Raw genomic sequence first — 13291 nt, 5'->3', positions numbered from 1 at the left:
CAAAAAGAAAAAATAAAGCCCCAATCATTAAGCGATAGGGGCTCCTCCAAAAATCTTACGGATTTGTCGACCACATGCCTGCTGTCTTCACAAACACCCGAGGGTTCAGTTTCAGCTGTGCTACCATGAATTCTGCGAGGTCTTCCGGCTGCATAACCTTTTCCGGGTTGCCGTCTGTCAGGTTTGTTTCAATCGCAAGATCAGTGGCAACCGTGCTTGGAGTCAATGCGCTAACTCGAATATTATGCTTTCGAACCTCAAGCATCAGGGATTCTGTTAAGCCTAAAACGGCAAATTTGGATGCGCTGTATGCACTAGTGACAGGTGCGCCTTTTTGGCCGGCTGTGGATGCAATGTTGATAATGTCTCCGGACTTCTGTTCGATCATTTCAGGAAGAACGGCTCTTGTAACATTATAAACACCCATCAAGTTGACCTGGATGATGCTTTCCCACTCATCAGGAGATAGCTCCAGGAATCCTCCAAACTTGGCAATTCCGGCATTGTTGATGAGGATATCCACAGAGCCAAGGTCTGACTTAATATGCTCGACTGCATGAGTAACGGCTTCAAGGTCGGCAACATCGGCTGCAGCAGCAGATACATTCACATCGTACTGGCTAAGTTCATCCGCCATTTTTTCAAGATTTTCAATCGTGCGGCCAAGCAAACCAATATTGACGCCTTCTTTCGCAAGCGCGATAGCTGCTGCACGCCCGATCCCTCTGCCTGCTCCTGTGATTAGAGCTGTTTTGCCTTTTAATGTATGCATCGTTTTTCCTCCTTAAAAAAAATCATTCATATACTACCAGAAAGGCTGTAAATTTCCTAATAAATCGCTTGCGCAGCCGGGACATTTGAGGAAACTGCATCCCTTGTGATAAGATCATCTTCAATAAAAGGGGGAGTTCTAATGAAGCTCAGTGTTTTGGATCAATCTGTCGTGGCAAAAGGGGATACTGCAGCTGAAACTTTTCGTAAAACAGTCAAGCTTGCCCAAGTGGCAGAAGAGCTTGGCTACACCCGTTTTTGGGTGGCTGAGCATCATAATTCGAATGGAATGGCTGGCTCCTCACCGGAAATTCTTATCTCCCATATTGCATCAAGCACCAGCCGAATTAAGGTCGGTTCAGGCGGAATCCTTCTGCCGCAATACAGCCCTTATAAAATTGCCGAAAATTTTAATGTGCTCCAAACTCTATTTCCAGGACGAATCGATCTGGGCATTGGAAGGTCTCCCGGAGGATCCGCATCCACCCGGCTTGCCCTGACAGATGGAGTAAGGAAAAGTCTGAATGAGTTTCCGAGACAGCTTAGGGATTTGCAGGGGTTTTTGAACAAAGAGCTTCCAGAAGGCCATCCTTATCAGCAAGTAAAAGCTTTTCCGCAGGCTGAAGATCCTGCATTATTATGGCTTCTTGGAATCACGCATCGCGGAGCAAGACTGGCAGCAGAACATGGAGCTGCCTTTACGTATGGCCACTTTATCAATCCCGCCAATGGAAAGAGAGCAATGGATACATATTTCAGCCAATTCCAGCCTTCAGCAGCTTTGTCTGAGCCGAAAGCAAATGTGTGTATTTTTGTTGTATGCGCTGAGACACAGGAAGAGGCCGAGAAGCTGGCTTTGAGCCAGGATCTGTGGCTTCTGGCAGTTGAAAAAGGGAGAGATACGAGATTAATCCCAAGCATAGAAGCTGAAGGTATCCAGCTCACACATGTGGAAAAAGAAAAAATTACTGAAAACCGCCAACGGATGATAGTTGGTACCCCAGCAAAAATAAAAGAGGAATTGAAGCTGCTCAGCGAAATCTACGGAACAGATGAGTTTATGGTCATTACCAATATTCATGGCTTTCAAGACAAGCTAAATTCTTACAAACTGCTGGCCGAAGCTTTCGGCTTAGTTAAAAATTTGTAATTCACAAATCATCCGCGGATTGAGGATGATTTTTATTTTAGAGCTTCCCATATTTCAAAATGTGCATAACTAATTCATTGACTTTTTCAATTTTTCAGAAGTATCCACAATATAAGGTGTTTTTTGTCCGATTCATCCACATTAAGTGGATAATCCAAGGAAATAATAGAGTTATCCACATAGGTAATCTTGATCGAGACAAAAAATTATCCCCATACATTCGCGGTTTTTATTTATCCACATAAGTGATTGCCTGTCTTCCCATCTGTTCCCATCCGGCAATGAACTTGTCCTTTTGGTATTGGGTATTTTTCTCCTTAAGCGGATCATTTGCATAGATATGATCTTCATCATAGCCTGTGGCTAATACAGCATGCATTCGGTAGGTTATTTTGACCGGGCCATCTTTAGTTTCCCAGGTTTCCCATTCTGAATCAGGCAATACGTCGTAAGTGCTGGTGATGATCACCCAGACTGGTCTCCCGTCATCAAGCTGCTCGATTACTTTGTCGAACCCGCTGCCTGTCAGGTCTTCAATTTTTCCGGGCAAATGGCTTTCAGCCAGTTCTGCAACGGGTTCATGGTAGGCACCGAGTCCAGGTTCATCCAATGTCTGCATATTGCCAACAAAGCCTTTATGAATGTTTCCCCTATAGCCATCCATTTCGAAAGGAACACGGTTTATTTTTTCGGCTAATTCCATTTTACTGGTCTCTTCTCCTGCATGATTCAGGAGCATGGCAAGACTGGTTACTTCACATCCTCTTTCAAGTTCAGGCTTTTGCGAATAATGAGGGGCATCAATTAACACTTTGCCGTCCTCCTGCTCTGCGGATTCAGTTTCACTTTCCTGGCCGGGAATCCAGGATGATGAAGAGCAGCCTGACAACAGAATGGATGCCAGTAAAATAGCTTTCTTCAAGATTCACACTCCTTTGTGAGATTTCGCTTGTCAAAATGATGGTATAAGACTATTTCCCCATGGTGTCGAGTCTTAATCCTCATTCAGCATTAAAAAAAGCCCGGTTTCCCGGACTTCAATGCAGCAGTTAATTAATTTCAGCTTTTCCGCTGGAGACAGAGATACGGATGTCATGTTCTCCAGATCCATGTTTGCCGGAAATATCATTTTTATCGCGTTTCTCATCATCCAATTCAATATTGCTGCTGATATGGCCGCTGCTTGCTTTGCCCTTTAAGGTGAAGCCCGCATCATCAGGCAAATCAAGACGGACAAAGCCTGAACTTGCTTCCACTTTAATTGAGTCAATCAGTTTGCCGACCATTATATCCAGCTGTCCCGACGATACTCCGGCATCAAGCTTGCCCTGGTAGTTGCGGATCTTTACTTTGCCGGAACTCATATCTATTTCTCCTGCACGGGTAGTTATATGATCTGCTTCCATCATCCCTGATGACCCTTCATGCTCAAATTCATCAGTCTTAATGTTGGCAAGGCTAACTTTGCCGGAGCTCATATGAACATCCAGACTCTCAAGCTCGAAAGGCTTGCTTTTAGATTCACCGGCAAAATTCAGACGGCCAGAACCAATGTCAATTGACATGGACTTATTGAAATCTTCAGGAATGTAAATCCTCAGATTGCTTTTATTATTGAAAAACTGAAAGCCGTCCAGCCATTTTCTTTTGTATTCTACACGAACTTCGTTTCCTGACTTATTTACGGTCACTTTCCCTTTACCGTCAAGCACTGCTCTAACATCATTTCTCTTTTCAGGAATAATGACTGTATCTGAACTTGATACATCTATGCTGATATGATCTGTCCTCTTGCTGAGAGAAGCTTCGGTACTGTTTCCTCCAGAACTGAGCCAGCTGTTTACGCCGGTAAAGAGCAAATAAGAACAGATTAAAATGATAAAAATGGCGAAAATCCTTTTCACTATGAACCCCTGCTTTCCTTCATAAATTTCTTAATTATATTTTATGTTAATCCCAATTCATGCACATTGAGCCCCAGCTTTAAATTCAGCTAAGACTTGAGGCGTACGGAATAAAGTATAACGTTTTTTTGTCCGGCGGGGATGCGCAAACTGGAATGTATTCAGAGCAGCAAAAGTTCTAGAGAGAAGCTCCGCTTATTTTAACTTTCTAAAAAGAATTTTCTTTTTACTGCTAATATCTTATTATAAAAGGAAAAAACAGGAGAATCTATGAAAACCACTACTGTCAATGGAAAAACAATTAATGGCGGTATGCCTGAGGTATGCGATAAAAAACTGGCTGCTGCTGAGCTGAAAATGATTAAATCGGATTTAAAGATTGTACAGATCTCAAAAGATCACGAGACTGCTGCAAAAGAATTAATACTGAATGGATTCCAGGAACGCTTCGGATTTATTGACCATTCGTTAAATTCTGATTTGAATTACCTTACAGAAACATATAACGGTGAGGGTACCCTTTTTCTGGCTGGTTTGATTGAAAATGAACTGGTGTGTACGGGTGCAATGACCAATGAAGGCAAAGGGGAATGCAGGCTGCAGCGAATGTCTGTAAAAAAGGAATTCCGGGGTCAGGGCATTGCCAGTATGATGGTACGGCAACTGGGGGAACGCGCCAAAGCAGCCGGTTACAGAAAAGTTGTCCTCGAAACAAATATTGCCTGGAATAGTGCGGTAAACCTCTATAAACGCTGCGGATATAAGGAGTATAAACTGGAAGATGAGATGATTCATCTATCTAAAGAAATTTAGCGGATTTGCCTAATGGCAAGTCCGATTTTTATTAAAAGCATGCATATGAAGTGCAATGTTACATAATATATGTTATGATGTATTTATGTTACATTAAAAAAACGATAAAGACAGCGGAAGCGGCAAAAGATAATCTTATGCTGGAAACAAAGCTCGCGGCTCACTGTCACTTCTATTCTAACAGCAGCTCTTCACCATGCTAAAGATCCGTCATGAACTGTTGTCATCACTTCTCCGGGCATTACACTGGCTAACATTAAATTCTGCCTTTTTCGTAAAGAACACAAGTCATTCTTCACTTTAAAAGAAATTGTTCAAAAGCAAGGCAAATTCTCCGTTGTAAAAAAGTCACTTAAGTCTGAACAAACTGAGACTTAATTTTGCATGATATTGTCTCCTTTCATACAGCTTTACTGAGTCATAAAAAGAATTCCTCAACAATAATAAAACATTTTTTATAACCTATATCCTTTAATTAAATCTAAATAAAGAAGGTGATTCGTATTGGCTGAATTTATTTGGCACACAGATGCACTTATCCTATTGGCTGCTATTCTGTTTATTACTGGAGTTATGACAACTAAATTTTCTGCACGGCTCGGCGTGCCTGCTCTTGTTCTCTTTATCGCGGTCGGGATGGGATTAGGGCAATTCATTTATTTTGATAATGCGAGAATTGCTCAGATGATTGGGGTTTTGGCCTTTATCATTATTTTGTTTGAAGGTGGACTGCAGACGAACTGGAAAACAGCTCGGACGGTCATTGCACCTTCCTTATCACTGGCAACCTTAGGTGTTGTGATTACCACTGGTCTTGTTGCTGTGGCGGCAAAGTTTATTCTTGGGGTGGATTGGACTGTCGCGGTGCTTTTTGGCGCGATTGTCGGATCGACTGATGCAGCTGCCGTTTTTGCTGTATTGAAAGGGCAAAATATAAAATCCAGGATTTCCGCAACATTGGAAGCCGAATCTGGCTCCAATGATCCCATGGCAGTATTCCTGACAGTTGCCATGATTGAATTAATCATGACTCCCGGCTCCGGCATTTTCTCGCTTGTTGGTTCCTTCTTTATCCAAATGGGAGTGGGAGCAATAGCCGGTCTCCTGTTTGGCAAATTCGCAATATGGTCATTGAATAAAATTAACTTGGATTCAAGCGGGCTTTATCCTGTGTTTGCAACAGGATTTGCCATGCTGACATATGGAATAACAGCTTATCTGGGAGGCAGCGGCCTTCTTGCTGTATATGTGGCGGGTATTATGATAGGAAACGCAGACATTGCCTATCGCCACTCTGTTTTCCGTTTTACAGAAGGGTTTGCCTGGATGATGCAAATTGCGATGTTCGTTATTTTGGGTCTCCTGGTCTTCCCGAATGAGCTTTTCCAATCTGACATTTTGCTAAAAGGCCTGGCTCTTTCAGCTCTTCTTATATTTGTTGCCAGACCTGCTGCTGTGTTCTTAACCACCATCAAGATGGGCTTCTCAATGAAGGAATTGATCTTCTTATCTTGGGCAGGATTAAAAGGAGCTGTGCCAATCGTGCTGGCCACTTTCCCGCTGTTATCCGGTGTGGAAGGAAGTCACGAAATTTTCAATGTTGTCTTCTTCGTTGTCCTGACAAGCGCTCTTATCCAGGGGTCAACGATTACATTGTTAGCCGAAAAGCTCGGTCTTACTGGGCCTGAGAAGGCTACTCCCATGCATTCCCTGGAATTGGTTTCCCTTGGAAAAGCAGATGCTGAAATGATTGAATTCGAAATAGAAGATGATGCATTCATTATCGGGCAAAATCTGATGGAGATCCCGTTTCCTGAAGGCGCACTGGTCAATGCAATCATTCGTAAAGATGAGTTAATTACTCCGACAGGCAACACCCAAATTGAGCAGGGAGATTTTCTTTACATCCTTACTAAGAGAAAATATAAAAGAGAGCTCAAGCTGCTGCTGAAAAAGAAAAAACCAGCTGAAACTCTGGTTGAAGCAGAGGCGTAGTCAAATAAGGAACCAGTGTGGAGAAAGATCTGCACTGGTTTTTTTGCAATTTCACGGATATTTGTGTTTTTTCGCGGATAAACCAAGTAAAATAGCGGATAAAATCAAAATATCGCGATTATCTTCTGTTTTTCGCGAAAAATTTTCATGCGCATCAACTAATGTCCAAAGTATTGGACATCCTGCCGCCTGAAATGCTACCATAACAATAGTTTCAGCCCAAAAGGTGATAGGATGAAAAATAAAATAAAGGAAATACGAAAAAAGCTGGGAATAACACAGAAAAGGCTCGCTCAAGAATGCAGTGTGGCCAGGCAGACAATCAATTGCATAGAAAATAATAAATATGATCCCACACTGGAGCTCGCTTTTAAAATTTCCAAAACATTAAAAGTAAAGGTAGATGAATTGTTTATTTATGAGTAAATTTAATGCTGATACGATCATTACTATGAAAGATATTGTGCGGGAAGGGGATCCGATCCTGCGGGAGGTAACAAAAGAAGTCACAGTGCCTTTGACTGAAGAAGATCGCGGAACGCTGATTGCGATGATGCAATATTTGAAGAACAGCCAGGACCCTGCCATTGCAAAGAAATATGGCTTACGTCCGGGCATTGGGCTATCTGCCAACCAAATCGGCCTTAACAAACGCATGTTTACCGCCTATTTTACCAATGAAAAAGCTGAGCCTCAGGAGTATTTCGTAATTAACCCGAAAATCATCAGCCACTCTGTCGGTGTCATTTTCCTGCCTGAGGGAGAGGGCTGCCTGTCAGTAGACCGTGACGTAAAAGGGTATGTGCCCCGTTATGAGCGCATTAAGGTAAAAGCCCATAATCTTGAAGGCGAAGAAGTGACACTCCGATTCAAGGGGATTCCGGCCATCATTATGCAGCATGAAATCGACCATCTGAACGGAATAATGTTTTATGATCGAATTAATAGAAATGATCCGTTCAGAGTTCCGGAAAACTCGGTTATGGAGAACTTTTAGAAGCATAGACCATGGGTTTATGCTTTTTGTTTTGTGGGAACAGGATGTGGTAAATAATTTATAACCGATTATAACAAACTATAACAAAAGGAGGATTAGGCAAATGGATGATAAAACTGCTGAAACCAATATCAAGCTTAATGAAAAGCTTGAGGATCAGACTGTTCACTTCCAAACGAACAGCAAGACAGAAACAGAGGATGCTAATCTAAAATTGCAAGAAGCTATGAATAATCGTGATCAGACACAAAACATGGCTCCAACCTATCTTTATAACAACACGCCTGCAATTAAAATTTCAGGAGATGACGAATAGAAACCGGCTTCGATAAGGAAGCCGGTTTTCTCTTAAAAGATTAAAAGTATAACTTTGAACTTCGATAACTGTCTAGCTCCAGGCGCCATAGGCTCTCGGGTCTAAGCCAATCCGTCCAAAAGGTTAAAGAACAACCTTTCAGCCGGCTTGTCTTATGCATGTCGCCGATAGGCGGGCGCCTTGCGCTTTTCTTAATCCAAATCAGTCTTATCCTTTTGATCTTTATTCCTCTTATTGCCCTTGCTGTTATCTCCGCTGATGGCTGATTGATTCCCTCTTGGTGAGTTTTGATTATTACTGCCTTTATTGAACTTTTTTGTCATAGCGGTTCTCCTTTCTTATAAATGCTTCCTTATTTTTTCTAAAGCGCTCCTTTTTTATCCGGACCGGCCTTCATCTTTCCTTTATGAATGGCATATACATCTAAAAGGATTATAATGGGGGGATCTAAATGAATGAGATAGGATTGACACCTTGGGAGGAGCACGCCTTTTGGCTGGAGATTCTTGAAGACCATGCAATTTTTGTCAGGGACAATCTTTCTCCAACAGAAAGCAAGTATGTAAAAAGAGCGGATGAATACAGACAAGCCTTCCATAACCTAAGAAATAGGCTTAATCAGTTATCTCCATCTTCAGAAGCAAACTCACAGGGGGCAATCGCCATGGCCATGGAGATATGGCCAATTGCTAACGGCTATTTTCAATTTGAAGGAAAGCTTCAGAATCTGAGAATCAATAATTTAATCAATCTTAATCTCTCGCCAACATATTTTAACGGCACATTAAGTGAAAATGAGGAATATCTGCGCTTGCTGTCCTATTATGTTAAAGGGCTTATACCGCAGCCGCAATCCCTATTTGATTTGCTGGATTTGTGGCTGGAGGACCAGCTGGGGCACATCATTCTTCTGAGAAATTCAATCGATCCCATTGAGGTATTTGTAAATGAACAGGCAGAAATTTATACCCGGATTTTTCAGGGTTTCCTGGTGCAGAACCGACATATGAAAGGATATCTCCGGTTTACGCAGCCAGGATTTCCGCGGCAGCAGGAAATGGCCAGGGATGTAGGGCTGGCTGTGATTGAAATGAATGAATACATTAAGGGGATAGTCCAGAAATACGCCGGCAAAAGGATTCTCAATAAGACAACTCTGAGGTTTCTCGAACATCATTTCCCTGAAGCCTGCTATTTAATTAAAAAGCTCAGCTACTATGCACCTGAACTGGCGGAAGAAGCTTCTAAATGTTCTTTGAAAAAACCATCTTATACTTAGTATCCTAAAGCCTTCTTTTAGAAAGAGGGTTTTTTTCTTTGGCCTCCTATAAACTAAGCACTTTAGGAAAAGATAAAATAAAATCATTTCTCAAACAGGAGGCAAACATGAAAAAGACTCTTTTTACTGCTGTTCTAATCTGTTTTGTTTTAATCATTTCAGGGTGCGGAACGAATAAAGCAAACCCGGACAATCAGGATCAGCCTGCGTCAGAAGAGCAGGAGCAGGACTTATGGAAAAAGGTCCAGGATGAGGGGAAGCTGCTAATTGGAACGGAAGGCACTTATCCGCCATTCACGTTCCATGACGATAAAGGCGAGCTTACCGGTTTTGATGTGGAAATCTCAAAGGAAGTGGCCAAAAGGCTTGGTTTAAAGCCGGAATTTCTGGAAACACAATGGGATGCCATGTTCGCCGGATTGGATTCAAAACGATTCGATATGATTGCAAACCAGGTGGGGATTCGACCTGATCGCCAGGAGAAATATGATTTCTCGGATCCCTACATTTCTTCTTCAGCTGTTTTGATTACTCATGAATCAAATGAATCAGTTTCAAGCTTTGAAGACATAGAGGGTTTGAAAGCCGCACAGTCCATGACAAGCAATTATGCTGATCTGGCAAAGTCTTATGGAGCAGAAATTGTAGGAGTAGACGGATTTAACCAGGCGATTGAGCTGATTAATTCAAAGCGAGCAGATGTTACACTCAACGATAATTTGTCTTTTTTGGACTTTAAAAAACATAAGCCTGATGCTCCAGTCAAAATCGCGGATGAATCCGAAGATGCTTCCCAAAGCGGCCTAATGTTCAGGAAGGGAAGCGATACATTGGTTAATGAAGTTAATAAAGCTTTGACCGAAATGGTGGAGGATGGCACTTACTTGAAAATATCGGAAAAATGGTTTGGCGAAGATGTACTTAAGTAGTATTTTTGCCAACCCGGAAAGGGTCGAAAGACTTATAGAGATTGGGAAGAATTCATTCCAGCCATTGCTGGAGGGGGCCATTGTTTATACCATCCCTTTAACATTGATTTCATTTATATTCGGGCTGGCATTGGCAATATTTACGGCACTTGCACGAATTTCGGGTAATAAGGCACTGGAGACGATAGCGGGAATATATGTATCAGCAATAAGGGGCACGCCGCTTCTTGTGCAGCTGTTCATCATTTTTTACGGGCTCCCGACGATTGGTGTCATTATTGATCCTTTCCCTTCGGCGATTATAGGATTTTCGCTGAATGTAGGGGCGTACTCCTCAGAAATTATCCGGGCAGCCATCCTTTCGATCCCAGAAGGACAATGGGAAGCGGGGTATTCCATTGGCATGTCTTATTCGCAGACGCTTAAGAGAATTATTCTTCCGCAGGCATCCAGGGTATCGATACCGCCGCTATCCAATTCATTCATCAGCCTTGTAAAAGATACCTCTCTGGCTTCCATGATTTTGGTTACAGAGATGTTTCGAAGAGCACAGGAAATAGCTGCAACCAATTATGAATTTTTACTTCTCTATACACAGGCTGCCTTCATATATTGGGTGATTTGCTTCATGCTCTCGATCTTGCAGGGGAGGCTTGAACGCCGTCTGGACAGATATATTTCTTCATGAAAAGAGGCAGTGCTATAGATGATTAATATAAAGGATTTGCATAAGCAATTTGATCAGCTGAAAGTACTGAAAGGAATTAATTTGGAAGTGAAAACAGGGCAAGTGGTTGTAGTGATTGGGCCATCCGGCTCCGGAAAAACAACCTTGCTGCGGTGCATAAATGTGCTGGAGCAGCCTACTTCAGGACTGCTTGCCATTGGCGATCAAGTCCTCGACTTTTCTCAGCAGGTCTCGAAAAGGCAAATTCCTCCCTTCAGGCGCCTTACAGGAATGGTTTTTCAGAACTATAACTTATTTCCGCATATGACTGCACTGGAAAATGTCATGGAAGGGCCGGTTACAGTTAAAGGCGAATCAAAGGAAACTGCAAAGGAAAAGGGGGAGCTGCTTTTAAGAAAAGTTGGTTTAGCGGATAAAGCCGGCTATTATCCTTACCAGCTTTCAGGGGGCCAGCAGCAGCGGGTTGGGATTGCTAGGGCTCTTGCTATGGAGCCAAAGGTTATGCTTTTCGATGAGCCTACTTCGGCACTGGACCCTGAACTTGTTGGAGAAGTGCTGAAGGTGATGAGGGACCTGGCCGCTGAAGGAATGACAATGGTGATCGTTACTCATGAGATGAGATTTGCCAGGGAAGCAGCGGATGAAGTCATTTTCATGGACGGCGGTATTATAATAGAACGCGGCATGCCTGAACAGATATTTTCCAGTCCAAAAGAAGCGCGCACCAGCCAATTCCTGAATTTAATTCAATAAAAAGACCTCTGCATACTGGCAGAGGTCAATTTTTATCAAAAAAAATGCTTCCTTAACAGGAAGCGGAAAAAAAGGGGGATTTACACTTGTAGGATTAGTATGCCCGGGCAGAGATATTCTTATTCATATTTTCTAAAAATTATTAATTGATTTTAACACATTCTCATGGAGCCCTTTTGCCGCGGGGTTTATTCCATGGTATTCGTGCTATACTGAATATAGAATCCGTGGGAGAGGTGTAAAAATGAAGGAAAATATTCTAATATGTGTAAGCAATCCCAATCATGCGGAGATACTGGCCCATAGAGGCAAAAAACTGAAGGAAGCATTTCAGGGGGATGGCTATATTCTCTACGTGGAAAACCGGAAGCAGGAAGAGCTTGACTTTAACGAGCTTCAGACAAAATATTTGTTCGAAAGTTTGGCAGAGAAATACGGGCTAAATATGCTCTCCAAGTATGCTGAGGGCAAAAAAGTCGCCAGGGTGATAGCTGATGTGGTACAGGAGCATAAAATTACCCAGATTATCCTTGGGCAGGCTGTTCAAACCAAGCTGGAGCGGATGGTAAAGCATTCGCTGATCAATGATTTATTCCAGCTGCTTGAAGGGGTGGACATACATGTCGTTGAAGTTTCAAGAAAGGTTCATGATCCCTCTGACGACTGGGATAAAGGGCTCCCGGCCCAGATAGTCAAAAAAGGCTCCGATTATCACCTGATCATTGGGGAAGATCAGGAAAATGGAATAAAGGGCATCTTCTTTAAAGAATTATCCTCCGACTTCTCGAACGGTTTTTTTGTTATACAAAAAGATAATAATCATGAAGTGCTCCGTATTCACCATGGTGTTGTAGATAGTAATATATTGGGAGATAAATAAGCCGGCTCATTTAGCCGGCTTTTGTTGCCTTTTAGATTAAGTCATTTACATAATAAACTTTTCCGCTCTCAATTTCCTTCTGGAGCAGCAAATCGACTAGTGCATTAGCCACAGTTTCCGTATCCCGCAGCATTCCTTTCTCCTTGTATGCCTGGAATTTCTCAAGATCATGAAATGCTTCCTTCGCTGAAGAACGTATGGTTCCCTGCATAGCGGTATCCATAACACCGGGACTAAAGGCAATAACCTTATGGCTGCTGCCTGCTGTCTGCAATTCCAATGCTGCTGTTTCCGTGAACATATTTATTCCGGCTTTAGTGCTGCAGTAAGCACTCCACCCCTGTATGGGCCTTTCAGCAGCACCTGAAGTAATGTTGACAATGGTCATTTCACTTGAAACCTCACGCAGCAGGATGTTGGAAATCATAATAGGAGCAATCAGATTAACGTGGGCATTTTGAATTAATGCCGCATGATCAAGATTCCCGGCTGTTCCAATGGGGTCTATGACCCCTGCGTTGTTAAATACATATAGGGTTTCCGGCTGTTTTTCCTGCAATAGTGCTGTCAGTTCGCTGAAAGCAGATTCAAGCTCATCCGGTGAGGAGAGATTGCAGAAATATTGCGCAAAAAAAACTTGATTCTCTGCAGCAAGTTTTGCCAACTCAGGGTTTTCAGTCCTTGATACAGATATGATGCCAGTTCCTTCTATTATCATTCTCTCGGCGATGGAAGCTCCTAAACCTTTGGATGCACCTGTTATGATAGCTAATTTCACTTAGATCACTCCTATTTCCTGTTTCATTATCTTCTATT

16 protein-coding genes are annotated in these 13291 nt (G+C 42.5%); 11 read left to right on the top strand and 5 right to left on the bottom strand.

The features are described 5' to 3' along the window. Positions 1-55 precede the first annotated feature (55 nt). Positions 56-772, bottom strand: coding sequence for a 3-ketoacyl-ACP reductase (locus tag NR125_RS08525; protein WP_009331790.1), 717 nt, complete (start codon positions 770-772; stop codon positions 56-58). Between the two features lie 141 nt (positions 773-913). Here NR125_RS08525 and NR125_RS08520 point away from each other — a divergent pair, with 141 nt between their 5' ends. After that, positions 914-1921, top strand: a complete 1008-nt coding sequence (locus NR125_RS08520; RefSeq protein ID WP_071156648.1) for an LLM class flavin-dependent oxidoreductase — start codon at positions 914-916, stop codon at positions 1919-1921. A 229-nt stretch (positions 1922-2150) separates the two neighbouring features. Here NR125_RS08520 and NR125_RS08515 read toward each other — a convergent pair whose 3' ends face one another. Continuing rightward, positions 2151-2843 carry a C39 family peptidase gene (locus NR125_RS08515; protein ID WP_009331788.1) on the bottom strand — a complete coding sequence of 231 codons (693 nt, stop codon included), beginning with the start codon at positions 2841-2843 and terminating at the stop codon, positions 2151-2153. A gap of 127 nt (positions 2844-2970) precedes the next feature. Further along, positions 2971-3825 carry a LiaG family protein gene (gene liaG / locus NR125_RS08510; protein ID WP_009331787.1) on the bottom strand — a complete coding sequence of 285 codons (855 nt, stop codon included), beginning with the start codon at positions 3823-3825 and terminating at the stop codon, positions 2971-2973. A gap of 270 nt (positions 3826-4095) precedes the next feature. On the opposite strand from liaG, the gene NR125_RS08505 reads away from it, so the two are divergent. The 5 genes from NR125_RS08505 (at position 4096) to NR125_RS08485 (ending at position 7946) form a co-directional block, all read left to right on the top strand. Further along, the gene (locus NR125_RS08505) at positions 4096-4638 is read left to right on the top strand and encodes a GNAT family N-acetyltransferase (protein ID WP_009331785.1); all 543 of its coding nucleotides are present in this window, start codon (positions 4096-4098) and stop codon (positions 4636-4638) included. Positions 4639-5142: 504 nt separating this feature from the next. Then, a complete protein-coding gene (locus tag NR125_RS08500; protein WP_009331776.1) occupies positions 5143-6633 on the top strand; it encodes a potassium/proton antiporter in 1491 nt (496 codons plus the stop codon). Between the two features lie 234 nt (positions 6634-6867). Continuing rightward, a complete protein-coding gene (locus tag NR125_RS08495; protein ID WP_009331775.1) occupies positions 6868-7059 on the top strand; it encodes a helix-turn-helix transcriptional regulator in 192 nt (63 codons plus the stop codon). Then, positions 7052-7630: a peptide deformylase gene (gene def / locus NR125_RS08490; RefSeq protein WP_019383279.1), complete on the top strand. Its 579-nt coding sequence runs from the start codon at positions 7052-7054 to the stop codon at positions 7628-7630. The genes NR125_RS08495 and def overlap by 8 nt, the downstream gene beginning before the upstream one ends. 103 nt (positions 7631-7733) lie before the next feature. Beyond that, positions 7734-7946, top strand: a complete 213-nt coding sequence (locus NR125_RS08485; RefSeq protein WP_071156650.1) for a hypothetical protein — start codon at positions 7734-7736, stop codon at positions 7944-7946. Between the two features lie 191 nt (positions 7947-8137). Here the strand turns inward: NR125_RS08485 and NR125_RS08480 are convergent, their stop codons facing one another. After that, positions 8138-8269: a hypothetical protein gene (locus NR125_RS08480; RefSeq protein ID WP_019383278.1), complete on the bottom strand. Its 132-nt coding sequence runs from the start codon at positions 8267-8269 to the stop codon at positions 8138-8140. Positions 8270-8397: 128 nt separating this feature from the next. Here NR125_RS08480 and NR125_RS08475 point away from each other — a divergent pair, with 128 nt between their 5' ends. From NR125_RS08475 to NR125_RS08455, 5 genes are all read left to right on the top strand, one after another. Next, positions 8398-9225 carry a DUF2935 domain-containing protein gene (locus NR125_RS08475; RefSeq protein WP_071156652.1) on the top strand — a complete coding sequence of 276 codons (828 nt, stop codon included), beginning with the start codon at positions 8398-8400 and terminating at the stop codon, positions 9223-9225. A 107-nt stretch (positions 9226-9332) separates the two neighbouring features. Continuing rightward, a complete protein-coding gene (locus NR125_RS08470; RefSeq protein WP_256815037.1) occupies positions 9333-10154 on the top strand; it encodes an amino acid ABC transporter substrate-binding protein in 822 nt (273 codons plus the stop codon). Next, the gene (locus tag NR125_RS08465; RefSeq protein WP_256815092.1) at positions 10141-10842 is read left to right on the top strand and encodes an amino acid ABC transporter permease; all 702 of its coding nucleotides are present in this window, start codon (positions 10141-10143) and stop codon (positions 10840-10842) included. The genes NR125_RS08470 and NR125_RS08465 overlap by 14 nt, the downstream gene beginning before the upstream one ends. An 18-nt stretch (positions 10843-10860) precedes the next feature. Continuing rightward, positions 10861-11595, top strand: a complete 735-nt coding sequence (locus NR125_RS08460; protein ID WP_256815036.1) for an amino acid ABC transporter ATP-binding protein — start codon at positions 10861-10863, stop codon at positions 11593-11595. A 244-nt stretch (positions 11596-11839) separates the two neighbouring features. Next, positions 11840-12475, top strand: coding sequence for an adenine nucleotide alpha hydrolase family protein (locus tag NR125_RS08455; RefSeq protein ID WP_009331766.1), 636 nt, complete (start codon positions 11840-11842; stop codon positions 12473-12475). 31 nt (positions 12476-12506) lie between these two features. Here the strand turns inward: NR125_RS08455 and NR125_RS08450 are convergent, their stop codons facing one another. Further along, on the bottom strand, positions 12507-13253 hold the full coding sequence (locus NR125_RS08450) for a (S)-benzoin forming benzil reductase (RefSeq protein WP_256815035.1): 747 nt from the start codon (positions 13251-13253) through the stop codon (positions 12507-12509). Positions 13254-13291 lie beyond the last annotated feature (38 nt).

Source organism: Cytobacillus sp. Bac17, from assembly GCF_024519925.1.
Lineage (GTDB): Bacteria > Bacillota > Bacilli > Bacillales > Cytobacillaceae > Cytobacillus > Cytobacillus pseudoceanisediminis.
This window is presented reverse-complemented; position numbering and strand designations above follow the sequence as displayed.